A 23,529-nucleotide genomic window follows, 5' to 3' on the forward strand; every position below is an offset into this window, starting at 1 on the left:
CTCAGTCCAGGGACACTCCGACGTCGCGGTAGACGTCCGTGCCGGAGACCCAGCCTTTGACGCGGGTCGTCTTGTCCGTGACCGGTGCAGCGCACGCGGTGGCGGACAGCACGGGCAGTGGGAGTGCGCCGAGCATCGTTGCGGATATGGCATTTCAGGCGGAGCGCATGCGGAAGCAACCTCCGTGAAGGCGTGGGAAATGTGCGGAAGGGGGCCGCAGGGGTTGGCCCGGCGGCTGTATAAGAGTCCGGAGAATCGCCGGTTTGGCTAACCGGCGGTCGTCGGCTATGTTGCGCCGCCTGCCTCGCCCTGAGCGCTCATCGCGGCCGGCCGGGCGGGCGGGCGGCAGGCGGCTTCGCTACACCGGCCGGGCGGTTGGCGGCGGCGGCCGGACGGACCGGCGGGAGGGGGCCGGCCTCGCCGGTGAGCCGGTTGTCGCACCACTGGAGAGCCTCGTCCACCGTCTCGAAGCCGCCCTCGCGCAGGGTGTGTGTCCACGTCTCCGCGTCGACCTCTTCAACGATGACGCGGAACGGCGACGGGGCTCGTTCGTCCAGGGCGCGCAGGGCCACGACGACGACCATGTCGTCGGGGTCGTCGCTGGTGTAGGAGTAGCCCATGGCGTAGTGGTCGCCGTCGCCGACCAGGCGTCGCTCCAGCGCTCGCGTGGCCTCGTCCGCAGGCGGCGGGCCCGAGATGGGGTCAAGGCCGATTCGACCGTGCGGACAACCGCGGTGGATGAGCCAGGACTGCGCCATCGCAGGCAGCGGCAGCGGCGCCTGCTCGAAGCTGAACGTCTGCTTCTTATAGTCCCGTTGCAGGTGCACGGCGAGCACCTGGGGCGCACCGGGGTGTCCGTAGGTGGCGACGCGGTCGAACAGGACGTAGTAACTGTGCGGCCCGTCGTGGTGTTCGGCGAGGGGGACGAGCATGTCCTCGCGGACGCCGACCTCGCGGTAGAAGTGGAGGTAGGTCTCCGCGTCGGCGGCAATACCGCCCAAAGCGAAGTCGACCTGCGGGATGGGCTTCCGGAACGGCTCCGGTTCGGTAGGAGACAAGCAGTGACCCTTCGTGGAGTTCAGCGCCGGCGCGCCGGAGTTGACGGGGACGGGCGGGGTTGAGCTGGGACGCTCGGGGTCAGCGTCGTGGGGGTGCGGCAAGCGGCGAACAGAGCAGCTCTCCCGGCGTCGGTGAGCGCGACCGGCTGGCCAGCGTGTATGGGGTGGGCGGTGTCCCGGGCGACCAGGCCGGCCTCCTCCAACCGCCGCAGCTTGGCGTGGGGAACGTGGGTACCGCAGGCGGCTGTGACGGCCATCCGGCCGGTCAGCAGGTACTCGTAGAGCTTGGCGCCGCCGGCGATGGCGAGCAGCGCTGCCTGGTCGTCCGTCGAGAGCTGATACGCGTCGGGCGCGGGGGACGCTGCTGCGGCTTCGATGGGCTCGAGCGCGGCGAGCACCTCCCGGGCGGCGGCGTCCCGGGTGTCGGCTGCCGCTTCCAGCTGGTCCACGGTGCGGTCGATGCGCGTGAACAGGGCGCCATCGACGTCGAACTCGCCGCTGGAAAGGCGGTTGAGGAGACGCAGGTAGAAGACGACGCCGGTCTGGGTCTTGGCCAGTTCCCGGTGCCGGTCGACCAGCAGGGCGTGCTGCTCATCGAGGACCCCGCGGTCGCGGTAGGCCCACAGGGTGTCGATGTCGTGCCCGGTGGCGGCTTCGAGGCGATGGTCGAGCGGGGAGACCGCACGACGGGCGGGTGTCGGCGCGGGATCAGGCGGCATAGGCGACGCTCCGGCGGTCAGCGGGTCTGATGGTGCGCGGGATTCGGTGCGGGACGGGGCAGACCTGGCGTCGCGGTGGGCGGCGGACCGGGCCGAGGCACAGGCGTGCGGGTGGTCAGTTGCGGGGAACGCGAGCGGGCAGCATGTGTGCGGGCGCTCAGCGGCCGACGGGTCATCCCCAACCGGCGGCCGACCTCGTCGTACACGTCGTTGCCCGCGCGCGGCCGGACCGCGACCACGTGGATCTCCTTGCGGTGAGCGGATTCCGCCGGCGCCGGGCGAACGCCGTAGACGACGCGCCAGTTACCGCGATCCACGAACAGCTTCCGGAATCCCTCCAGGTCACCGTCGAGGCGCAGCCCGAAGCGCTGCGCGTTCACGACCTCCTGCAGGTAGGCGAGGGCGAGGTCGCGGATATCGCTGGGGGCCTGGAGGAGATCGGTCAGCGCGCGAGGGTCGAAGCTCAGGCCGAAGGCGGGCTGCACCTGTCCCGTGGTCATGACGCCGGCTCGTCCGGCTCGGCGGATTCCGCCGTGGCCGCGGACTCTGCACGTACCGACGGCGGCGGGCCGGGCAGAAGACGGTGCGCGGGCCTGTCAGAAGAGGTCATGCAGGCCGACAGCGGGCCGCCCGGAGCGCGGACCGCCGCGACGGCATGGGTGAGGAAGTCCCGGTGCCACACGAACAGACCGCTCATTCCGGATTCGGGGTCCTTGTGCTGCTGGTAGGCGAGCCACAGGGCATGGAGCCAGGCCACGACGTCGTCGTGCTCCTGCCATTGCAGACACCAGGGCGCTGCGGTGGTGACCTCCGCCCCGTAGACCGGGAGGAAGAAGTCGTCGACCCAGTCGGACAGGGCGTCGAGTTCGTCCTCGCGTGCCTCGCCGTCCAGTTCCAGGATCGGGCGGGGCTCCGGTGGAGCGGCGGTCGGCGGCCCGCCGAGTCCCGGCATGCCGAACGCGGCGAACGGTGATCCGCCCGGTGGCGGGGCGGAGGCGAGATGGTCGATCTGCTGAGCCTGTTGCGCCGACTGCTCCATGAGTCGTCGCACGCTCGCCTCGATTCCCTCCAGGTGCTGATCCGGAAGACGAATCGGCTCCAACTCTTCATCGTCGGTGGATTTTTCGGATTCGGGCATTGCGAGGTTCGGCCTCCTACGAGACTCGGGATGAGGGAAATATGGGAACTCTCGCGCGGCACCGCCGGCGGATTGCACGATGTTCCGGCGGTAGTGCGCGGGCGGCTGCACGTGTGGGCTGATCGCCTGACGGCAAGGGAAAGGCTCAGGCGGTGAGAACCACGTCGTCCTGCGTGAGAGTCGAGCGGATCGTCTCAGTGAGCCGGTCGGCGGCGACCGAGGCGTAGTGCTCGGTCTTCTCCACGCCGATGAAGTCCCGGCCTTCCAGCAAGGCGGCCACGCCCGTGGAGCCGGAGCCGGCGCAGAAGTCGAGGACCGTGCCCCCCTCGGGACTGATCTTGACCAGCTCGCGCATCACCTCGACCGGCTTCTGTGTGATGTGCCGGCGCTTCGCCCCCGAGGGCTGCGAAGCCGAGTACATACCCGGCAGGTAGACCGGGTTCCGGGAGCCGTCTATAGACCCCTTGGACGCCCAGATGATGAATTCACAGTTCTGGGTGAACCGGCCCTTTTGCGGCCTGGCCTGCGGCTTGTGCCAGGCCAGCACGCCGCGCCACAGCCATCCGGCCGCCTGGATCGCGTCGGTGGTGGTGGGAAGCTGACGCCAGTCGGTGAACAGCAGCGCGGTCCCGCCGGTCTTCGTCAGGCGGTGCGCTTCGGTCATGATCTGCGTCAGCCAGAAGCCGTACGAGCGCTGGTCCATGTTCTCGCCGGTGAAGTCCGGCAGGGCGTGCTGGGCGTCCGCGGAGGTGTACTTCTGCTTCGCGGACCGGGTGGTGCGCTCCTTCGCGGTCCGACCCCCGCTGTTGTACGGCGGGTCGGTGATGACGGAGTCGACGCAAGCCTCCGGGAGGCCGGACAGAACGGCCAGAGCGTCGCCCTGGTGCAGAGAAAAAGGCAAAGAGGAACCCCGATTCGAGTGCGGGAACGCGAAGGTGAAATGCCGCCTCGCACAGGAGTCCTCGCGGGCCGGTAGTGGGCATGCAGAAGCCCAGGGCCGCAGACCGAGGGAGGGCGAGGGGGGAGTCCAAAAACTGTAAATGCGAAACGGCCGACGGCCAAGAAGTACCCTGCCGAGGTACCGGTTTCCGGCACCTCATGCCGCCTTTTTGGTCAACCGCCGATCCGCGCCTACAGTTTTTGAACCGCCCGGCGCCCACCGCCGCTGCGACACCCCCCCGGCCACACCGACGGAGCTACCCCATGCCCCGGCACACCCAGCTCACGGCCCGGCCAAGGGCTTGCCAGCGGCAACCAGCCCCGCACCGGCGCCAGACTCCGCCCCTAAGGACACGTTCATGACGTCTCGCTACCCACCTGTGCCCGATACCGCCGACCGGCGAGCGGTCCGCTCGGGTTGAAGGCGCTCGCCGCCTGCATCGCCGTCGTGTTCCTCTCCCCGATCCTGATCGCGGGTACCGGCATGATGCTGGTCTCCTCGGCCGACGCCGTGCAGAGCAGCGGCTCATTCACCAACTGCTCGACCGACATCGACACCGACACGATCGCCGAGCAGGTCACCAAGATCCTCGACGGCGCGTCAGGGAAAGACGTGCACGTCGAGGGCCTGGACCTGCCGGCCGAGCAGATCCCCAACGCGGCGACGATCGTGGCCGCCGGTCTGTCCCTCGACGTCCCTGCGAAGGGACAGATCATCGCACTCGCCACGGCGATGCAGGAGAGCCGGCTGCGCAACCTGGGCTACGGCGACCGCGACTCTCTCGGCCTGTTCCAGCAGCGCCCTTCCCAGGGCTGGGGCAGCGCCGAGCAGATCCGTGACCCCACCTACGCCAGCGAGCAGTTCTACAAGCACTTGCTCAAGGTGAGCGGGTGGCAGCAGATGACGGTCGCCCAGGCCGCCCAGGCCGTGCAGAAGTCCGCCCAGCCGGAGGCGTACGCGCAGTGGGAGAAGCTGGCCACCGCGCTGCAGGCCGCCATCGTCAAGACCTTCCCCGGCGCCGGTGACACGGGCGGCAAGGGCGCGGAGCAGGGCAAGGAGCAGTCGGCTACGACCGGTTGCGTGCCGGACGGTTCCGGGTTCGGCCGCATCCCCGAGGGGAGCATCCCGAAAGGTTACTCGATTCCGAAGGACGCCGATCCCAGAGCCCGCATGGCCATCGCCTGGGCGATGCAGCAGCTCGGCACGCTCTACCAGTGGGGCGGGTCCTGCACCAATGCGCACGGTCCCGACCCCATGGGCCGCTGCGACTGCTCCAGCCTGATGCAGCAGGCGTACGCCCATGCCGGCGTCACGCTCACGCGCACCACGTACACGCAGGTCAACGAGGGTAAGGCGGTGTCATCGTCGGCACTGCGGCCCGGTGACCTGATCTTCAGCCGTGGCAGCGCCGCACGGCCAGAGCACGTCGGCATGTACATCGGCGAGGGCCTCGTCATCGAGGCGCCGCGCACCTCCAAGCCAGTCCGGATCACCCCGATCAAGGACTGGACCATCCTCGCGGCCCGCCGCGTCCTGTGACGCCGCACCCGTCCGGTATCGCCCCGGGTAGGTGCGGCCCCTCGGCCACTTCCGCGCATCTTCCGATCCGCTTTCGCCTTCCCTGACGGCCCTCGCTGGGCCCGCGTATGCAAGGAGCCCCACCAGCCCTATGTCCGTTCCCCTCGCAGACCGCGTCCTCCAGCTCGCCTACGACCCAGGCATCTCGCCCAAGGACGGGGGCCTGCCCGGTCTGAGCGTGCTCAAGAGCGTCGTCAGCAGCATCAACATGTTCGGGATCATCGCCGTCGTCGGAGCCCTCGCCGTCTCGCTCGGCGTCTGGGCCTGGGGCCACCACACCGGTGGCCACCAGGCCGAGGCCAACGGGAAGAAGGGCGCCGTCGTCGCGGCCGGCGCCGCGCTCGGCCTCGGCGCCGCGAACGGCATCGTCGCCTTCTTCTCCTCGCTCGGAGCGCAGGTCCACTGATGCGGAAACGATCCCTCTCACTGCCCCTGTCCTCGTACGGCGCGGGGTGGTCTGCCAACCGGCGCATCACGATCGGGGCCGCCGCCGTCGCCGTCCTGCTCGCTCTCGCCGTGGTTATCGCCCTGCTGACCGCAGGCCGCAGCAGCCACCCGGCTCCGGATACTGCGGCACCTGCCCCGACCGGCAGCCCGTCCGCCTCCGAGGCCGCACCGAAGCCTGCCTCCGGGTCCGGGCCTGTGCCCACGCCGCCGCAGATCTCCGAGCCAGTCGCTTTTGCCAAGGCGGTGGCTCAGATGTTGTGGTCCTACGACACCCGTGACACCAGCCGCGACCAGCAGCTCGCCGGCATGCGTGCCTGGATGACCGCGGAGCCCAAGTACGCCGACTGGGCCTCGGTCTCCGGTCAGGTTCCCGACCCGGTGTTGTGGTCGAGGATGGCCGACCAGGGCCAGCACGCCACCGGCCACGCCACCGAGGGCCACTACCCCGGCGCGTTCCAGCAGGCCCTGGCCGAGGACCCGTCTGCGATCACCGAGGCGTACATCTACGTCGTCACCGTCAACGGCCAGCAGCAGATCGCCTGGGACCAGGGCGGCGAAGGCGCCGAGGAACGGGCCGTGACGCTGGCCGTCCAGTGCCGCCCGAGCCACGACTGCACCCTGGCCGCCATCGCCCCGAATGTCACGCAGTGACCGGCGCCTGAGACAAGAACGCAGGAGCAACTCCCCGTGGGTTTTTGTGATTTCCCCCTGGCCGACAAGGTGTGCGCGGTAGGCGACGCGGTGGGATTCGCCTCGGACCCGGGCAAGGCCATCGGTGACTGGATGGCGAAGTCCGCCGGCGAACTGGCAGTCGCCGCAGCCGATCTGGCGGCCGAGGCCGTCGACACCACCACCAAGGTGGACCTCAATGCGTCATGGTTCGTCGACAACTACGAGATGCTGCTGCCACTGGGGCTGACCCTGCTGGTCGCGACGTTCTGCGCACAGCTGGTCCGGGCCGCCGTCCGGCGCGACGGGCAAGCGCTCACCCAAGCGTTCACCGGCACCATGAGCGGTGTCCTGTTCGCTTTTTGCGCCATCGCCCTGACCACGGTGGGCGTCGAAGTCGTCGACGCCCTCAGCGACAGCCTGTTCAAGGCCGCGCATCTGGACATCGCGTCCGCCGTACGCCGCATCGTCAGGGTCAACCAGATCGCATCGCTGTCCAACCTCGGTTGGCTCGTCCCGGTCGTCGCCGGGCTCGGCGCTGCCGTCGGCGCCTTCCTCTACTGGTGCGTGATGATGGTCCGCAAGGTCGGCATCCTCGTCATGGTCACCTTGGCGATCTTCGCGTCCGCCGGCGGCGGCTGGGAAGTCGCCCGCCGCTGGCGCAAGGGCTGGATCGAAGCCACCGCCACGCTCGTGGTCTCCAAGCTGCTGATGACCGTGATCTTCGTCCTCGGCATCGCCGCCATGGGCAGGACCCAGGCCAAGGACGGCACGGCCGCTCTGGCCGACGTCATGTCCGGCACCGTCATCATGGTCATGGTGCTGCTGTGTCCCTACGCCGTCTTCAAGTTCGTCCACTGGGCAGCCGACGGCACCGACGGCGAGTCCATCCACCGTGCCGGCGGCGCCGGAGCCCAGATCGCCAGGGCGCACGCGGAGAAGGCTGCCCGCAAGGCCGCCGCCGCGGCCACCGCCGGAACCGGTGGCGCCGCTGCCGGAGCGGGTGCCGCACCCCAGGGTCCCGACGGTGGCGGAGGCTTCCCCGGCGACATCGCCGCCAACCCGACCGGCGGCAGCGGCGAGGGCAGCTCGCAGAGCGGCGGAACGGGTGCCCCGACGGGCGGGGACGCGGTGAAGTCCGGTGTGGAGAAGGCCGTCCAGCCCGCGCCGACCAGCGTGTCCGACGACACCAGCGGACAGGCGGGAGGCAGCCCGGGACCTGGCGGATCCGGCACGAGTGCCCCGTCAGGGCCAAGCGGGGGGTGGCAGTCCACTCCGCCGGTCACCACCCCGCCGCCGCAGGGTGCACCGCCGTCCACCGGAACGCAGAACGCCCCGTCCAGCGGCGCGGGCGGATCCCCGCCGCCGCCTGCGACTGGCCTCTGATCTCCTGACCGACTCCCGGGGGCGGGACGTGCATACTCCCTCCCGCCCCCGGGTTCCGCCCGCGCCTCCAGGACCCGCCTCTTGACTGATCTCTCCGTTGCCCCGGTCACGGTGAAGTTCCCGCACCGGTCGCGCCGCGGCATCCTTCTCGGCCTCTCCTGGCCCCAACTCGTCCTCGTCTCCTGCACGCTGGCACTGCTGCTGATGACGGTGATCTCCACCGGACTGCTCGGCGCCGTCGCCCTGGCACCTGTGTGGGCCGCGGCCGGCGCACTCGTCGCGATCCGCCGGCACGGCCGCTCGCTGATCGACTGGGCGCCGATCGTCGCCCGCTACGCGTACCGCCGCCGCACCAGCCAGACCCTGTGGCTCGCCCGGCCCCTCACCCGGCCCCGGCAGGACGGCATCCTCCACCTGCCCGGTACCGCCGCGTCCTTGAAGGTGGTCACCCCCGGCGACTCCGCCAACCAGGCAGCGGCCGTGCACGACCCGCACCGACAGACCCTGACGGCCGTCGCCCGCGTCACCAGCCGTGCTTTCGCCCTGCTCGACCCCGCCACCCAGAACCACAACGTCATGGCCTGGGGGCGCTCGCTGGCGGGCATCGCCCGCACCGGGCACATCGCGACCGTGCAGGTGCTGGAGCGCACCGTCCCCGACAGCGGCGACACCCTCACCCGGCACTGGACGCACAACGGGCAGCCGCACGCCCCGGTCGCGGGACAGATCTACTCCGAGCTGGTCGCCTCGGCCGGTCCCGCCGCCGCCCCGCACGAGACGTACCTGGCCATCTCTCTCGACCTCAAGGCCGCCCGCCGCCTGATCGGCCAGGCAGGCGGTGGGCTTCCGGGGGCGTTCACCGTCATGGAGCAGACCACCGCCTCCATCGCGCAGGCCGCCCGCACCGCAGGTCTCCAGGTCACCGGGTGGCTGAGTGCGCGGGAGATCGCAGCGGTCATCCGCACCGCCTACGACCCGAAGGCCCTCGCAGCGCTCCAGCAATGGTCCGACACCGGCCGCGCCGAGGCCGACCCCGCCGCCGCCGGGCCCGTCGTGCAGTTCGAGGAGTACGACCGTCTCGCCACCGACAGTGCACGGCACGCGACGTACTGGGTGGAGAACTGGCCGAGGACCGAGATGGGGGCCGGGTTCCTGCACGGGATCATGTTCACCGCCGGGGTACGCCGCAGCCTCTCCCTCATCTACGTGCCGCAGGGGCTGGAGTCCGCGCTGCGGGACGTCCAGCGCAAGAAGGCCGCCATCATCGCCGACGCCAACGAACGCGCACGCCGCGGCCAGGTCGATTCCGAAGAGGATTCCGTCGAGTACGCCGACGTCAAGACCCGCGAACGCCAGCTCATCGCCGGACACGCCGACGTTGCCCTAACCGGCCTTGTCACCGTGACCGCCGAGACCGACGCCCTCCTGGACGCCGCCTGCGCACAGATCGAGACCCACGCTGTCACCTCCGGCGTCGACCTGCGTCGGCTCAACTACCAGCAGCCGGACGCCTTCGCCCTCACCGCGCTCCCACTCGCCCGCACCGCCCTGTGAACCAGCCGCGCCCGTACGCGCCATGCACCACCACGCTCAGGTTCACCCACGGCGGGACGCCCCTCACTGCCCTGCCCACCGGCAGGAAGGACCACCACCATTGACCTCTCCCACGCTCCCCGACGATGCGCACCCCTACCTCCGCGCCGCGAGCGCCGGCATCCGCCACCACGCACGGGCGTTGGCACCGTCCGATGGTGACCTGCCCAAGCCCGGGGACCGCCTGCACCTTGACGTACTGCACGCCCACCTCACCGCTCTGCTCCAGCTTCTGGACCGGCTCGCGGACAACACCCGGCCCCCGCACCCGGCCGCAGGCCGTCACCTAGCCACCGCCCACACCAGGCTCTGGCAGGCCACCAGCGAAGTCCACGCCGCCTTTCACCTGCTGCCCGGCCTACCCCAGGGCGACGCCTGCCAGCCAGAGCGGCTCCCCGAGGGCCCGCCCGTGCTGACGATCTGTCAACGCCACCTCGCCGCCGGCCACGTCGTCCGCCGCAAGACCACCCCCACAGACCTCCGCCCGCACACCACGGCCTGCGTGCGATGAGCAACACCCCCAGAATCGAGGGCCTCCGATGAGCCACCGGCCCTCCCGCCGCGCCCGCCGCGCATCCGCCAGCCCCCTGTTCACCCCCCACGGCACCGACCGCGCCAGTCGCAAGGCCGCCCGCCGCCAGCTCGCCGAAGCCACCGCCAAAGCCCGCGCCGAAGCCAGCGCTCACCGAAGCGCCAGCACGCCCGCCGAGCACCAGACGCCTGCCCCGCTCCACCCACCGAACGGACGCCCCGGGCCCGCCTCCGCGCGCGGGAACCGGCTGAAACTCCCCGCCCACCGCATGACCACCGGGATCGCGGCCAGCGCCTATCCCTTCCTCGCCGAAGGCGGACTCGGCGCCGAGGGCATCTACATCGGCCGCGACGTCCACGCCGAAGCGTCGTTCGTTTTCGACCCGTTCGCCCTGTACGGCAAAGTCGAGGGGTTCACCAACCCCAACCTGCTGCTCGCCGGCGTGATCGGCCAGGGCAAGAGCGCGCTGGCCAAGTCCTTCGCTCTGCGATCGATCGCCTTCGGATACCGCGTCTACGTCCCGTGCGACCCGAAAGGCGAGTGGACACCGGTCGCGGAAGCCCTCGGCGGCCGGTCCGTAGCCCTCGGCCCCGGACTGCCCGGCCGCCTCAACCCCCTGGACGCGGCCCCGCGGCCGAAGAGCGTGTCCGAGACCGACTGGGCCGGCGAGATCCGCAAACGACGCCTGCTCCTGCTCGGCTCCCTCGCCCGCACCATCCTGGGCCGGGACCTGATGCCCATGGAGCACACCGCCCTGGACGTCGCCCTCGACGCCGTCGTCACCCGCGCCGCCGACGCGCACCGCACCCCGCTCCTCGGCGACGTCGCCGCCACCCTCAACAGCCCGCTGGCACTCGACGAGGCCGCCGGGATGATGTCGGGCCAACTCGGCGACGCCGCCCGCGACCTGGCCCACGCCATGCGGCGCCTGGTGCACGGAGACCTCAGCGGCATGTTCGACGCCCCCTCCACCGTGGCCTTCGACCCGAACGCGCCGATGCTCACCATCGACCTGTCCCGCCTCGGCGGCAGCGGGGACGACACCGCCCTCGTCCTCGCGATGACCTGCGCGAGCGCCTGGATGGAATCCGCCCTCTCCGACCCCGGCGGCGGGCGACGCTGGATCGTCTACGACGAGGCGTGGCGTCTGATGCGACACGTCGGTCTGCTCCAGCGGATGCAGGCCCAGTGGAAACTGTCCCGCGGCCTCGGCATCGCCAACCTCATGGTGATCCACAGGCTGTCCGACCTGCTCACCGCCGGCAACGCCGGATCGCAAAGCCGGGCCCTGGCGGAGGGGCTTCTCGCCGACTGCAGCACCCGGATCATCTACCGCCAGGAGACCGACCAGCTCCACACCGCGGCCTCCCTGCTCGGCCTGACCTCCGTCGAGATGGACGCCATCGCCCACCTCAACCGAGGGCGCGGTCTGTGGAAAGTCGCAGGTCGGAGCTTCATTGTGCAGCACCTTCTGCACAGTCACGAGCTGACGCTCTTCGACACCGACGCCCGCATGCACTGAAAGGTCCGGGAGTTCGCGACTTCCGCGCCCCTGATTCCCATGAACCCAAGGACGATGTTCCGATGATGAGGGTATCCCCTCCTGGAGTTCCCGGAACTGTCGACGACGCCGTTATTGAAGTCCTACATGCGTTCCGGCGCTGGCTGGGCACTCTCGGGCTTGATCGCGGCGGTCATGCGGACCAGTGTCGGGAGCTGGATCTTCTCGGCGGTCTCCCATACGAGGCACTCGGTGTCGCCGTACTGCGGGAGGGGCACCTGGGGGCGCTGCCTCGGGTACTGCCGCAGCACCAAGCGCTCTATGACTCGGGCCTGCCAGCGCGGCACCTTGACCTTCTGAAGGACGACGCCTCCGTGCGTCTCGTGGTCGCGTACGCGTTGGTCGAGTCCGATACCGATCTTGACGAATCGCTCGCCGCACCAATCCGGGAATGCAATCAGATAGACCCAGGTCGGGGTCTCGTCGCCGAGCGGGAAGGAGCCCAGCTTGTAGAAAGCCCATCGATCAGTCCGCGGCACGCGACCGACTGCGATGTGCCCACCCGCGTGCCACAGCACAACATCCTTCAGCGGGATCGTCTCGTTCAGGGCTTCAAGGCGGTCGATGAAGTGCATTTGCTGCTTTTGCGGGGTGTTTCGTTTGTGCCCGCATGGACACTTGATGTGATTTCGCACCTCGGCATAGGAGTGCCAGCTGTACGCACGGACCCGGCTGCATTCGTCGCACGTGCGTATCTCAACCGGCTGTGGCATTCCCTGATGAAGACGATCGCTCGGCTCGCCGGACCACACATCGATGCGCCTGGCCTGCATGCCCACATGCCCACCCCCGACAGGCACCGTACAGCCGTTCGCGCAGCGTCGGCGGGGGTTCGGACCAGATCGAACAAGCCCCGAGAGCCCCCAGGAACCCACGGCCATAGAGACAGGCCAGAGGCCCGTGAGACCCGACTTCCAACGCGACCTGATACCGCGCGACGCCATCCTCCACTTTATCGGCGCGCTGAACGCGATGAAGGACAAACGCAAGACGCCGCCCAACAGTGGGAGCTGCTCGACGAGAACGGACACCTACCGCCCGCGCCCTCCTACACCGAGTTGCTCCAGCACGCCATCGACGCACAGGACCTCTCCCGCGGCGTCCTCCGACTCACGGCCGACTTCGCCCGGAGCCCACACCACACCGCCCCCGCCGGCAGCACGGTTCTGAAGCATCTCGGCACGGCGGCAACCATGTCGAGCCACGCGGCACCGCACTTCGCCAAGACCGCCGAGTGTGCCCTGCCCCTGACCCGGTCCGCCGACCCGACCGACCGGCGCTACCTCGCGAACCGCATGGTCATCGACCACGCCACAGCCCGCGCCTACCTGCGCCGCACCTCAGAATCCCTTCGCGACGCGGCCAAGGAACTCGACCACCCTCTCGGCTTCCAACGCTTCCTCGCGACGCTCACCGGTCAGGAAGGCCCGCCGGCGCGCCCCCGCCACCCAAGCCGGGCCGTCACCACCGCTGACCACGCCAGCCGGGAGTCCCCTCCACCCACTTCCCGAAGAAATGCTCTGAACCACCCCGCTCACATCAGCGACGCCGGCCGGGCCGAATAGCAGCGGCGCCAAGCCGAGCACGACGACCTCATGTCACAGGCCGCCGACCGCGAAGCCGCGAGGGAACACGACCTGATCACCGCCTACGACGAGTACGAACTCGACTTCAGTCCGGTACCGAAGCCGGAAGCAGACCCTCCTCGCCGAACGCCTCCGCGACATCGACCGGCGTTCCGAAGGAGAAACCGTGGCCGCTGACGACGCGAACGCTACGGACGCCCGCGCGGACCAGCTCGCGCCACTTCCCGACCACCGCGACGTGAACATGCCGTGGTGGCAGGAGCTGTGGCGTCGCCACGCGCACATCACCACACCGCTGCGAGCGCGCGGACTGCCATGCGACATCGAGTTCGGCCTCAGCGCCCACATCGTGCGCGTCCCGCTCCCCGACGACAGCTATCTGATCATCAGTCCGCCGCAGGAACCGGCTTCCGATCGTCCGCCCGGGGACCCCGAGGGCTGGGTCGCGACTCGCGAGCACCCCGACGACCAGAGGCTGTTCGAGGTTCTCTACGACTCGGACCCCATCGACGACCCCGGTGCTCGCCAGCGGCCCGAGGTCCGACACGGCGGCAACGCCCAGCCCCTGATCGACGCGATCGAACGCCGCCTCACCCAGCTCGGACTACTTCCGCACCCCGTCCTGTCCCGCGAAAGCTCCCACGCGCACCCAGCCCAACCGACGTCTCCGGCCTGGAACGCACCCGGCACGTCAGACCGTGGCCCCGTCTACGTCTACGGCGACGCGCTGCGCGATCTGACCGACCGGCTCAACGGAGCCGAGTCGCACGCGGATGCCGCAGCCCTGCTGCACCAGATCGTGGAACCCACCGACGGTCTGCTGGCGCAGCTCGGCGAGTTCGTCGAAGCAGCCAGCGAGAAGGCCAAGGAAGCCGAGGAGGACGACGGCTTCGACCTGTCCTATGACCTCGCCGACGCCGCCGCCGAGATCCTCAGCCTCGGAGAGGCCCTGCATGGGGCCGAGGACCGAATGCGGGCCCTCACCCCGCTCCGGCCCGCACCGCGAGAGCGCTCCACCCCGGCCCACGCACCGTCCGTTCCGCCACGCGCTCTCCCGCCAGCGCCGCCGCGACACGCCCGCTGACACCGCACCGCCGCCGCTCCGCCAGGAACACGCGACCTCATCCCGCACCAATGTCTTCGGATCCGCCACTCAGCGCACATGACCACCGCGGCCCTTCCGCCGACATCTCCGACGGCAGCGCCCACGACCAGCCGTACTCGCTGAATCCCTTTCCGTCCAGCAGATCCTTGGAGTCCCTATCCGCACCGCCCGCCGTACCCTGCCGCTGCTCACCGGCGCCGTCTGCCTCGCCCTAGCCGTCACCGGCTGTGCCAGCGGAGACCGCCCCGCCCACACCCGACAGACGCCCAGCGCCAGCACCGTCTCCAAACCCCTCCCCGCACTCAGTCCTGCCCAGGCCCGCGACATCATCAGGCACTACTCCCAGGTCAACAACCGGGCCAACGCCCACGACAACGCACGGCTGCTGGACACCGTCGAGAACGACGCGCTGTTCGCGATGTCGGCGGGCGGCTACAAGCAGGACTCCGGCATCCCGGCAAAAGACCGCAAGCCGTACAAGCCCTGGTCATACGACGTGTCCACCGCCCGTCTGTACATCCCGAAGTTCTTGCCCGGTGTCCCGCGGTGGTTCGCCGCCGGGCTCACCCAGACAGGCACCAAGTACCAGAGTCTGGTCGTGTTCGCGCAGCAGCCCGACCACAGCTGGCAGATGGTCCTGGCCCCGGGCCTGGACGGGATGCCGCTGCCGGACATCGCGCTGGACGCCCAGGGCTACGCCACCGCGGTCGCGGCCGACGGCAGCGACCACCCCGCCTTCGACGCCGACAAGCTCCGGACCGGGATCACCGACAACTTCGCCACCGGAGGCAAGAACAGCAGTCTCCAGTTCTTCATCCCCACACCGGCCAGCAAGCGGCAGACCGGCATCCACGACAAGGACATCCACCGGCTCGGCGCGAAGGGCACCACCACCTTCGCCGCGGCGAACAACGTGTGGACGGATGCGTACGGCCTGAAGACCGTCGGCAGCGGAGCCGTCGTGTTGTTCGCGCACACCCACACCCAGACCGACACCCTCACCCCCGGCTGGCAGATCACCCCCGACGCCGCAACACGTGCCTGGCTCGGAAAGACCCCCCGAACCGCGGTCACCGATACCTTCGTCTGCGACGACGCCACCCTGATCCCCGCCCCGACCGCGAAGGCCCAACTCCTGGGCTACAGCTGCGAGCTGACCGGCGCCGACGGCCCGCCCGCAGCCCTCATGATCCGCACGTAGCCGCAACGCCCGCACCCCCGAAGGACTCGCCGCTGGCTGGTCCCTGTGCAGCGATACCCAAGAAGACACGGCTAGTTGGTGCTGGCATTCACCAGGTGGTCTCCAACGTAGCCGATGACGACAGTGCTGCTCGGGGTACCAGTGGCGTCGTGGAAATACAGTCGCGGCGCGGGGGGCTGACCGTCACCAATGCGTACGTGCGCCACCATGAGCATCCGGCCGCTCGGGTCGACATGGTCCGGTACCGGCAAGGTCCTTTGGCTTCGCGCTCGCGGCGCTGTACGAGCCGTCTGGGAGTCGCTCAGTTTGATCTTGTCCGGCGAGATCAGGGGGTTATCACGTGAAGCGCAGTATGCCTGGAAGCTGGCCAGGTCCGAACCAGCTGGCTTTCCCTGGGCCGTGGCGAGAAGCTTGGCCTCGGCATACGACTGCATGGCGGCGAGGGTGTCGCCGAGACGGGCCCGCCACTGCTGGGACTTGGTGTGATGCTCCAGCTCGTCGACATCCGCGATGTCCGCTGTGATCGTCAGCAGAGTGCAGTGCTGCAGCGCCTGCTCCAGAACGCCCCGCATCGATTCCGCGTTCAACAGATCGCGCACGGCCGGTGCGCCCGCAGCTCCAGGCTCCTGATGGGCCCGGAGTCGAACTTCGAGGACATCTCGCATGCGAATGGCTGCATCACGCTCACGTTCGGCCTCCACGAGTAGCCCTCGGACCACCGCCGCTTCGCTCTCCGCATCGGCCAGCCTTGCCTGCAGCGCGCGCACCTCCGGCTGCTCGTGGGCTGCGTCCACGCCTTGTCGGATCTCGGCCAGCACTGACTCCCACTCCGCCTCCAGACCAATCTTGCGGGAGTCGATCTGATCGACGTAGCGGCGCAGCCGAGCCTCGGCCTCCGTTCGCTTGGCCTGCTCCTCTTCCGCCTTGCGCCGGTAGCGGTCGACCAGCCGCAGCGAGGAGTCTTTGAGCTCCTCCATCAAACGGAGGGCCTCCTGGACGGTGATCGCCTCCTGCTCTTGGCGCGCCCGGTCGGCTGCCAGCCCGAAGGGACTCATCGACATCCTGGACACCACTTTCGCTTCGCGACATTGAGACGTCTCAGCCGCACACGATCTCCCGAATTTGCCGGAGCTGTTCCTGGGCCTCGGACGTACCGACAGACCGCAGTGCCTCGTCGCCCTTCGCGTTCGGGCTCAGGACGGCCTTGACGATGTCCGCGATCGGGCTGCCCAGCAGGTAAAGCCGCACCTCGTCGTACTGGTTACTCGGCAACTCGCCCGGAATGTGCCCCATGCCGTGCGATTCAAGCGCCCGAGTGATGGCGTCGCGCACGTGGACGCCCAGCCTGCCGGCTCCCTGCAACTGGCGCAGCGTCCCCATGTCGACCACATGCAGCCCCCCGTTGCCCTCGACCTCGCCGCGCAGCGAATCGAATGCGCTCATTGACCCCACCCTTCTACAAGATTACCTGAGATTCTTTTGTAATCCTGCACGATAGATCCTGATGAGGCTGCCTTGCAAGGGAGTTGGAGACCCCGCGGTCCTCACGTCAGGCCCCTTGAACGTTCCGCTGCCCACCCCACTACCGCCCTGGAGTCCCATGCTGATGTACGCCCTCGACGAACCAGCCGTCGCTGTGATCACCCCAACCGCCCTTCGGTCGAACCGGCTTCCCTTTCTGGATGAGCTCTACGACAGCCTCCTTGCCCAGGAAGACGTGACCTGGGAGTGGATCGTCGCTCCCAACGGCCCCGAGGCCACACCGGACTTGATCCCGTCGGCAATCACCAAGGACCCGCGCGTGCGCGTGGTCACGCGGCCGTGCGGGGGCCCAGGCCCAGCTCGTAATACGGCCTTGAACTACGTACGAGCGCCACGCGTAGCCTTCGCGGACGACGACGACCGGCTGCCGCCGCAGTCCTTGGCCATCCGCAACGATCACGCGATCACCACGGGGTTCCACTGGGTCGCTGGCCGGTCAGCGGACTGGCACGCCGAGTCCGGCAGCCTCACCACCTGGATGTGTCCAACGCCCGTGGGCCGACACGCGGCCGGTGACGTCTGGACGTTCTGGCCCGACCCGATGGCGAGCAAGCCGCCGATGGGCCACTGCATGCTGCTGACCGACACCCGTCTCGCGCGGACGGTCGGTCACGGTGGTCTCCACAAGGGAGAGGATTACAAATTCGCCCTCGGCGTCTGCAGTCGCAGTGACGGCCTCATGCTGAGCGACGTCGTGTACCACCGGAGGTCCCATGATCAGCAGTGGAGTTCGCAGAGCACATACCGGGACCAGATCGAGTTCGATGCGCGGCAGCACGCGTGGCTCGTGGGTCTGGCTGAGCGTGAGCTTCGGGCCGAGCAGTCGGGGGCTCGGGCGGCATGATCTCAGCTGCGAGAGTCGAACGGAGGCTGCCCCCGTCGGGGTGGCTGTGGTCGAGTGGGCAGAAGTCGGACGACGGGATCCGGCGCCGTCAGCTTGGTCCATTTGCCGCAGGGCCTTGAGTTTGACGACCTGCTTGCGAGCCTCACCTCGACGTCCGTGGACTGACCCTGTTCCTTGACCTCGGCGTAGAACTCGTTCTCCAGGGACAGGTGGCGCTGGGTGAGGGTGTTGCGGGGAACGCCGACTTCGGTCGCGAGTGCGACGACGGCCTGCGCCGCCACGGCTCCAGCGTGCAGGCCGACATTAGCCGCGACCCGTCCTTCTCGGCCGACCCGCCACGTCCCGCCCGGCCCAACGGACTCCAAGAGCGCCGCAGCCGTCTCGCCCAGGCCCACGCCGACCGTACGGCGCACCGCTGCGCACCGCCCGCCATCTCCCCATCGGAGGCACGGCCGATCCCGCCGCAGCCCGCTTACCCTCCGACCGTCCGACCGAAGGCCACGACCGGCGGGCGGTCCCGATGACAGCCGCGAACGCCTCCGTCCCCGACAGCCCCGCGCCGGCAGCTCGCGAACTGGCCAACGCAGCACGCACCTTCCGCTTGCGGATGGCGGTCATCGACTGCGAGACCCAGGCCGTGCTCGACACGACACGCGACCGCTACGGGCGCACCGTCCAAGCGGGCGCCGCGGCAGCCGCACGAGCCCACCGCGACGAGGCGGCAGTGGAGGCGTACGCCACCTACCTCGCCCCGCACGCCGAGGCTCTCCTGGACGCCGCCCGTCTCGCGCTCGACGAGCTGCCCCCAGCCCGGCACCTTCCCGGGTGGTGTGCCGTCCTGGACGGCCTGGCCGCCTCCGCCTCCGAGATCCGCCGAACGCTCGACCGGCCGGCCGCCCCCGGTTCTCAGGCCGAACGCGCTCAGCACGCGGCCTTGTGGCCGCGCCTCACCGCCTGGGCGGACCACGGCTTCATCGCCAGCAACCTCGCCGACCAGCGCGACGGCCAGCACCACCAGGCTCCGCTGACCGACGAGGAACAGCAGCTGTGGACCGAGAAGGCCCAGGCCGCGCGGCGGCGCGGCGAGCTGGAGCTGACCGAGTCGTGGTACGCCGCCGACGGGCAGCCGATCACCCTCGCCTACCTGGTCGAGGACGACGACTCCACGGTCGTCGCGCTGCGCGGCGACCCCGATGCACCGGGCTGGCAGGTGATCGGGCACTACGCCTATGAGTACGAGGCGGGGAAGGCACTTCCCGCTCCGGTCCCGCCCGGCGTGCTGCGCGCGGACGTCTCCCGGTTCAACCGCCCGGTTCCGGCGCCGGAGGTGTCCCTTCTGGACCTCATCCGCGACGTTGTCGAGGGCCACAGTGCCGGTGACGCATCGAACGCTCTCCTCGGCGCCGTCCAGCGCGGCTACGACGCAGGCCCCATGATCCGCCTGCAGGAACTACTGGAGACCAGCGGCCAGTTCGCCAGCGCACTGGAGACCGTGCAGGGCCGTCAGATAGCCGCCCGCCTCTCAGCGCTGAGCCGGCAGATCGAACTCCTCACCTGTGAAGTCGAAGAGGCAGCTGAGGACCTCGGCGCGACCGTCGCCGTCCTGCCTCCGCACCGCACCCCCGTGCTGAGCGCCCGCCCGCGCCCGGCCGTGGACGCCACACCGCCCACGGCGGCGCCCCGCGCCGGCACGACCGCCCGCCACCGCTAGACCCCGAGAAAGCTCCCGTTGCCCCCGACCGCACTCCCGGCCCCGGCACCGCGCATCACCTACGGCGCGGTGCTGGGCAGCCCGTACGTCGCCCGCCTCCTCGGCGGCACCCTCACCGGCCGCCTCCCCAACGCCATGGCGCCCGTCGCCATCCTCCTATGGGCCACCACGAGCGGCAGCAGCATCGCCTTCGGCGGACTGCTCAGCGCCCTGTACGGGCTGTCCTCCTCTGTGGTGCAGCCGGTCAAGGGACGCCTCATGGACCGCTACGGCCAGACGGCCGTCCATCTTCCGGCGGCCGTCCTGAACTCGGCCCTCCTGGTGTCTCTTGCGCTGGCCGGGCCGTACGGCGGACCGGGCCTCGCCACCGCCATCGTCGTCGCAGCTGGCCTGACCACCCCCTCTCTCGAGGCCGGGCTGCGGGCCCTGTGGCCGAAGGTGCTGCCCGACCCCCGCCTTCGGCACGCAGCCCTCGCCCTCGATACCGGCACGCAGGGCCTGCTGTACATCGCCGGCCCTCCACTTGTCGCCGCCCTCGCCTGTGCGTACAGCCCCACCGTCGCACTAGCCGCTACCGCCGTGCTCGGCCTCGCCGGCACCACCGTGGTCGCGTTCGCTCCGCCGTCGCGGCACTGGCAACCAGCACCGGAAAACGGCCCTGTGAAGGGTGCCGCCGCCCGGTTGGCGGGCCCCGGCCTGGTGTTCTTGTTCGTCGCGCTCGCGGGAATCGGCTTCGCGCTCGGGGCCATGAACGTGTGGGCGATCGGCATGGCCGAGCACCACGGGCAGGACATGCTCTCGGGCATCATCCCCGCCGCGTTCTCCACCGGCAGCTTCCTGGGCGGCCTCGTCTACGGGCACCGCACCTGGCGGTGCTTCGCCGCGGATCGGCTGATCAGCGCCAGTGCCGCGTTCCTCGCCGGGTGGCTGCCGCTGGCGGTCATGTCGGCACCCTTGGCGGCCACCGCCGCGGTGGCCGTGCCCGGAGCTTTCCTGGCCGTCGTGGTCACCTGCGCCTACGTGACCACCGAGGCCCTCGCCCCGACGGGCCGGACCAGCGAGGCGTACGCGTGGCTGATCCTCTCGATCGGCGTCGGGCAGTCCGCCGGTATCGCCCTGGCCGGACGCCTCGCCGGGCAGCCGCTCGCCAGCGCGGCGCTCCCCGCCGCCGGTGCAGCCTTCGCCCTCGCCGTCCTCCTCGCCGCGCGCCAGCAGCTCCGCCCCGCCGGACACCTGCCGCGCGGCCGGCACCGCCGCCCGCTCCGAGACCGGCACAAGACGCCCTGATCAGGGCGCAACACCCACCTTCAACCCCCTTTTGAGGAGATCGAACTATGGCCGTGCGTACGCACTGGACCGTGGAGCACGCCTGCTCCCACAGCGTGGATCACGATCTGTCCCATCGTCCTGCCGACAAGCGGGCGGGCTTTGCCCGTTGGCTCGCGTCGAAGGACTGCACCGACTGCTGGACGGCGGCGCGCGACGCCGGCTCCGACTCCACGGAGGAGTGGCTCGCGACCCGGCGGGCCGAGGAGCAGGAGGCAGCCGTCGCGTGGGCGAAGCAGTTCGACATGCCGGAACTGGAGGGCCCGCACAAGGCCCTGGACTGGGGCGAGCGCTCCCGCCACCAGCTGATGATCGCCGCGCACACCGCGCTCGTCGTCGAGGGCACGTGGGACGAGGCGGACTGGGCGGAGCTGGAGGAGAAAGCCCGAGACATCACCCGTGCCGGATGGTGGATCGACCAGCGCGACGCCGACGGCACTGACCTGCTCGAACTCCTCGACGCGGCCAGTGAAACGGACCGCGCGACGGACAATCCGTTCCGCTGACGACGGCGCAACATAGCCGCACAACGCCGGTTAGCCAAAACGGCGTTCCTCCGGACCATTGATGCTCCCACCCCGTCACCCCTCGCGTGGAAGGAACCACGTGCTCCCTCCGTCCTGGGACCATCAACCCACCCCCGCAACCCCCGATCCGCTCACTCCCACCCGGGACATCACCCACGCCCACTTCCAGGCCGGTGACACCGTCGTCGTCCTGAAGGGGGTTGCCGGCGGAGAACTCTGGGGCGACGCGATGCGCGTCGTCGCTCCCTCCTGGCACACCCCGACCGACGAGGACGGGTGGCGGCTGCGGGATGCGACCGGCGGCGCCCAGTCCTACGTCACCGCCCACCCCCGCTACCTCGTGCACCTCTCACGCCGCTGCCCGGACTGCCTGGTCCACCTGCGGGCCATGGAGGACACCCTCCTCGCGCGGTTCGCTGGCCGCGACGAGCTGATCGACTGCGGCTGGTACACCACGACCGCCCTGGGCCAGCTCGTGCACATCGCCGACATCCGGGGCGGCCGGTGATCCCCCGCCTGCACGAGCGGACCCACACGCCGCACGACCCGCTCGAAGAAGCGCTGGGCCGTCCGGTCTCACAGCACGAGGGTCTGACGGCGCACACGATCGTCGCCCACTGGCCTGGCCTGGATCACTTCACCCTGGACGACGAGCAGAAGACCTGGACGTCCGTCCAGTGGGCCGAGCACCTCGAAGAAGCCCTTCTGGAGCACCCGTTCGCCGCCAGCCCCGACGACGACCGGCGGGCGATCCTCCACCTCGATGTCCGCCTGCACCCCGACGACCGGGAGTTGCATGGTCCGCAGTGGGCCGAGGTCGCACACCGGCTCGCGCGGGCCGCCGGCATCGAGATCCCCGGTAAGGAGAGCGGCTGCCGGTGGATCGCCGTCCAGGCCCAGCCCGGGCGCCTCGACCTGATCGCCAACCTGATCCACCTCGACGGCGCCTGGCACGCTCCGCCTGCCGACAGCGGGCGGCGCCTGGCGGATGAGGCGCGTCGGATCGAAGAGGACCTCCACCTCGTTCCCGTACGATCCGGCGCCCCGTCGCGGCCTGCCGTCCGCACGGCGCTCACGGCTTCGGCCCAGCTCGCGACCCTCCTCACTCAGCTCGCCGACGAACAGAGCGGTCCGCTGGCCGCGGTGCGCGGTCTCGTCGAGCACACCTCGCACCGGATCGCCCGCCAGCCGGGGGCCGCCAGCACCGATGCGGCACACCGCCTGGAGCTGATCGCCCGCCGCCTCCACGCCATCCAGCAGGACCTGGACACCACCGCAACCCGCCTGGCCCAAACTCGTGCCGTCCCGGTGCCGCCTGCCGTCCGGTACAACGCCCACCGATCGCCGTAGGAGTGGTCTCCTTGCCCCGTACCGACCGCTTCCTGGACATCCGCCGTGACCCGCACTCCGGCGAACTCCTCGCCCGTGGCGGCGACTGCGAGGCACACAGCGTCCTCCAGCGCGCGGGTTTCGTCGCCGTCGCCCGCGTCCACGAGAGGTACCACCGTGTCCCCACCGGCCTGGCCGAGGACGACGAGTCCCGTCTCGCCGCAGACGCCGTCGGCCGCCTGCGGGCAGCCGGGTACCACGTCGACTGTGACGAGGACTTCGACACCGACGCCAGTCCGGCCAGTTACCTGCCGCTGGGCTCTTCCGTCGCCCATCTCGCCCAGCGCATTCGCGAGGCCACCACCACCGACGAGGTGGCCGATGCGCTGACCGAGCTGACCGCCGCCCACGACGGCATCCTCGTCGCCCTGCGCGAAGTCCTCATTGCCACCGCCGAGTTCCACGAAGGGCTCGAAGGAGCCGCCGATCACCACGTCGCTCGGTGCCTGCGCTACCTGGAGGAATGGCGCGTTCGCTCGGTCTTGAGCGAACTCTCGGCCACTCGCAACGCTCTCGCCGACCGGCACGCTCCTCATCCCGGTCGGAGCCCCTGCACCGGACAGGTCCCTGCCACCGAAGGCGAGCGCTCCGCCGTGTGCGCCTGCCCGCCACCGCCGCGCACGCCCCCGGCCCCGCCACCACCGGTCGCGGCCGTACTGCGCCGCTGACTCACCTCA

General features: G+C 70.1%; 26 protein-coding genes. 17 read left to right on the plus strand and 9 right to left on the minus strand.

What is annotated here, in order from left to right:
- Nucleotide 1 precedes the first annotated feature (1 nt).
- The 6 genes from AB0M29_RS11025 to AB0M29_RS11050 all read right to left on the minus strand — a co-directional run bounded on the left by AB0M29_RS11025 (nt 2) and on the right by AB0M29_RS11050 (nt 3,816).
- Nucleotides 2-136 (minus strand): hypothetical protein, encoded by a 135-nt coding sequence (locus AB0M29_RS11025; protein ID WP_365381889.1) that lies wholly within the window; start codon nt 134-136, stop codon nt 2-4.
- Between the two features lie 181 nt (nt 137-317).
- On the minus strand, nt 318-1,058 hold the full coding sequence (locus tag AB0M29_RS11030; RefSeq protein ID WP_365381890.1) for a hypothetical protein: 741 nt from the start codon (nt 1,056-1,058) through the stop codon (nt 318-320).
- 20 nt (nt 1,059-1,078) lie between these two features.
- Nucleotides 1,079-1,777 (minus strand): hypothetical protein, encoded by a 699-nt coding sequence (locus AB0M29_RS11035; RefSeq protein ID WP_365381891.1) that lies wholly within the window; start codon nt 1,775-1,777, stop codon nt 1,079-1,081.
- 17 nt (nt 1,778-1,794) lie between these two features.
- Nucleotides 1,795-2,277, minus strand: a complete 483-nt coding sequence (locus AB0M29_RS11040; RefSeq protein ID WP_365381892.1) for a hypothetical protein — start codon at nt 2,275-2,277, stop codon at nt 1,795-1,797.
- Complete coding sequence (locus AB0M29_RS11045) at nt 2,274-2,816, minus strand: DUF4913 domain-containing protein (protein WP_365381957.1); 543 nt, start codon at nt 2,814-2,816, stop codon at nt 2,274-2,276. Before AB0M29_RS11045 ends, AB0M29_RS11040 begins: the two co-directional genes overlap by 4 nt.
- A 244-nt stretch (nt 2,817-3,060) precedes the next feature.
- Nucleotides 3,061-3,816 carry a site-specific DNA-methyltransferase gene (locus AB0M29_RS11050; protein ID WP_365381893.1) on the minus strand — a complete coding sequence of 252 codons (756 nt, stop codon included), beginning with the start codon at nt 3,814-3,816 and terminating at the stop codon, nt 3,061-3,063.
- A gap of 456 nt (nt 3,817-4,272) precedes the next feature.
- Here AB0M29_RS11050 and AB0M29_RS11055 point away from each other — a divergent pair, with 456 nt between their 5' ends.
- The 7 genes from AB0M29_RS11055 to AB0M29_RS11085 all read left to right on the plus strand — a co-directional run bounded on the left by AB0M29_RS11055 (nt 4,273) and on the right by AB0M29_RS11085 (nt 11,582).
- Nucleotides 4,273-5,394 (plus strand): C40 family peptidase, encoded by a 1,122-nt coding sequence (locus AB0M29_RS11055; RefSeq protein WP_365381894.1) that lies wholly within the window; start codon nt 4,273-4,275, stop codon nt 5,392-5,394.
- Nucleotides 5,395-5,524: 130 nt separating this feature from the next.
- The gene (locus tag AB0M29_RS11060; protein WP_365381895.1) at nt 5,525-5,839 is read left to right on the plus strand and encodes a DUF6112 family protein; all 315 of its coding nucleotides are present in this window, start codon (nt 5,525-5,527) and stop codon (nt 5,837-5,839) included.
- The gene (locus AB0M29_RS11065; RefSeq protein ID WP_365381896.1) at nt 5,839-6,531 is read left to right on the plus strand and encodes a hypothetical protein; all 693 of its coding nucleotides are present in this window, start codon (nt 5,839-5,841) and stop codon (nt 6,529-6,531) included. The genes AB0M29_RS11060 and AB0M29_RS11065 overlap by 1 nt, the downstream gene beginning before the upstream one ends.
- A gap of 36 nt (nt 6,532-6,567) precedes the next feature.
- The gene (locus AB0M29_RS11070; RefSeq protein ID WP_365381897.1) at nt 6,568-7,935 is read left to right on the plus strand and encodes an ATP-binding protein; all 1,368 of its coding nucleotides are present in this window, start codon (nt 6,568-6,570) and stop codon (nt 7,933-7,935) included.
- 81 nt (nt 7,936-8,016) lie between these two features.
- Nucleotides 8,017-9,489 carry an SCO6880 family protein gene (locus tag AB0M29_RS11075; protein ID WP_365381898.1) on the plus strand — a complete coding sequence of 491 codons (1,473 nt, stop codon included), beginning with the start codon at nt 8,017-8,019 and terminating at the stop codon, nt 9,487-9,489.
- A 100-nt stretch (nt 9,490-9,589) separates the two neighbouring features.
- Nucleotides 9,590-10,039: a DUF6238 family protein gene (locus AB0M29_RS11080; RefSeq protein ID WP_365381899.1), complete on the plus strand. Its 450-nt coding sequence runs from the start codon at nt 9,590-9,592 to the stop codon at nt 10,037-10,039.
- 28 nt (nt 10,040-10,067) lie between these two features.
- Nucleotides 10,068-11,582 (plus strand): ATP-binding protein, encoded by a 1,515-nt coding sequence (locus AB0M29_RS11085; protein WP_365381900.1) that lies wholly within the window; start codon nt 10,068-10,070, stop codon nt 11,580-11,582.
- Nucleotides 11,583-11,704: 122 nt separating this feature from the next.
- On the opposite strand, the gene AB0M29_RS11090 is transcribed toward AB0M29_RS11085, so the two are convergent.
- Nucleotides 11,705-12,196, minus strand: coding sequence for a hypothetical protein (locus AB0M29_RS11090; protein WP_365381901.1), 492 nt, complete (start codon nt 12,194-12,196; stop codon nt 11,705-11,707).
- A gap of 618 nt (nt 12,197-12,814) precedes the next feature.
- On the opposite strand from AB0M29_RS11090, the gene AB0M29_RS11095 reads away from it, so the two are divergent.
- The 3 genes from AB0M29_RS11095 (at nt 12,815) to AB0M29_RS11105 (ending at nt 15,513) form a co-directional block, all read left to right on the plus strand.
- The gene (locus tag AB0M29_RS11095) at nt 12,815-13,186 is read left to right on the plus strand and encodes a hypothetical protein (protein WP_365381902.1); all 372 of its coding nucleotides are present in this window, start codon (nt 12,815-12,817) and stop codon (nt 13,184-13,186) included.
- 187 nt (nt 13,187-13,373) lie between these two features.
- The gene (locus tag AB0M29_RS11100) at nt 13,374-14,291 is read left to right on the plus strand and encodes a hypothetical protein (RefSeq protein WP_365381903.1); all 918 of its coding nucleotides are present in this window, start codon (nt 13,374-13,376) and stop codon (nt 14,289-14,291) included.
- 439 nt (nt 14,292-14,730) lie between these two features.
- Nucleotides 14,731-15,513, plus strand: a complete 783-nt coding sequence (locus tag AB0M29_RS11105; RefSeq protein ID WP_365381904.1) for a hypothetical protein — start codon at nt 14,731-14,733, stop codon at nt 15,511-15,513.
- 71 nt (nt 15,514-15,584) lie between these two features.
- On the opposite strand, the gene AB0M29_RS11110 is transcribed toward AB0M29_RS11105, so the two are convergent.
- Both AB0M29_RS11110 and AB0M29_RS11115 read right to left on the minus strand, forming a co-directional pair.
- Nucleotides 15,585-16,574: a hypothetical protein gene (locus AB0M29_RS11110; RefSeq protein ID WP_365381905.1), complete on the minus strand. Its 990-nt coding sequence runs from the start codon at nt 16,572-16,574 to the stop codon at nt 15,585-15,587.
- A gap of 37 nt (nt 16,575-16,611) precedes the next feature.
- Nucleotides 16,612-16,956 carry a hypothetical protein gene (locus AB0M29_RS11115; RefSeq protein ID WP_365381906.1) on the minus strand — a complete coding sequence of 115 codons (345 nt, stop codon included), beginning with the start codon at nt 16,954-16,956 and terminating at the stop codon, nt 16,612-16,614.
- Nucleotides 16,957-17,113: 157 nt separating this feature from the next.
- Between AB0M29_RS11115 and AB0M29_RS11120 the strand changes: the two genes are divergently transcribed.
- The 7 genes from AB0M29_RS11120 (at nt 17,114) to AB0M29_RS11150 (ending at nt 23,520) form a co-directional block, all read left to right on the plus strand.
- A complete protein-coding gene (locus AB0M29_RS11120) occupies nt 17,114-17,899 on the plus strand; it encodes a glycosyltransferase family 2 protein (protein WP_365381907.1) in 786 nt (261 codons plus the stop codon).
- Nucleotides 17,900-18,419: 520 nt separating this feature from the next.
- Nucleotides 18,420-19,610 (plus strand): hypothetical protein, encoded by a 1,191-nt coding sequence (locus AB0M29_RS11125; RefSeq protein ID WP_365381908.1) that lies wholly within the window; start codon nt 18,420-18,422, stop codon nt 19,608-19,610.
- 18 nt (nt 19,611-19,628) lie between these two features.
- Nucleotides 19,629-20,897: an MFS transporter gene (locus AB0M29_RS11130; RefSeq protein ID WP_365381909.1), complete on the plus strand. Its 1,269-nt coding sequence runs from the start codon at nt 19,629-19,631 to the stop codon at nt 20,895-20,897.
- A gap of 47 nt (nt 20,898-20,944) precedes the next feature.
- Nucleotides 20,945-21,442, plus strand: coding sequence for a hypothetical protein (locus AB0M29_RS11135; RefSeq protein ID WP_365381910.1), 498 nt, complete (start codon nt 20,945-20,947; stop codon nt 21,440-21,442).
- A 100-nt stretch (nt 21,443-21,542) separates the two neighbouring features.
- Entirely contained in the window at nt 21,543-21,971 is a 429-nt protein-coding gene (locus AB0M29_RS11140) for a hypothetical protein (RefSeq protein ID WP_365381911.1), read from the plus strand.
- Entirely contained in the window at nt 21,968-22,813 is an 846-nt protein-coding gene (locus tag AB0M29_RS11145; RefSeq protein ID WP_365381912.1) for a relaxase/mobilization nuclease, read from the plus strand. The genes AB0M29_RS11140 and AB0M29_RS11145 overlap by 4 nt, the downstream gene beginning before the upstream one ends.
- A gap of 11 nt (nt 22,814-22,824) precedes the next feature.
- Nucleotides 22,825-23,520: a hypothetical protein gene (locus AB0M29_RS11150; protein ID WP_365381913.1), complete on the plus strand. Its 696-nt coding sequence runs from the start codon at nt 22,825-22,827 to the stop codon at nt 23,518-23,520.
- Nucleotides 23,521-23,529 lie beyond the last annotated feature (9 nt).

The sequence above is a fragment of the Streptomyces sp. NPDC051976 genome (genome assembly GCF_040680795.1).
Taxonomy (GTDB): domain Bacteria; phylum Actinomycetota; class Actinomycetes; order Streptomycetales; family Streptomycetaceae; genus Actinacidiphila.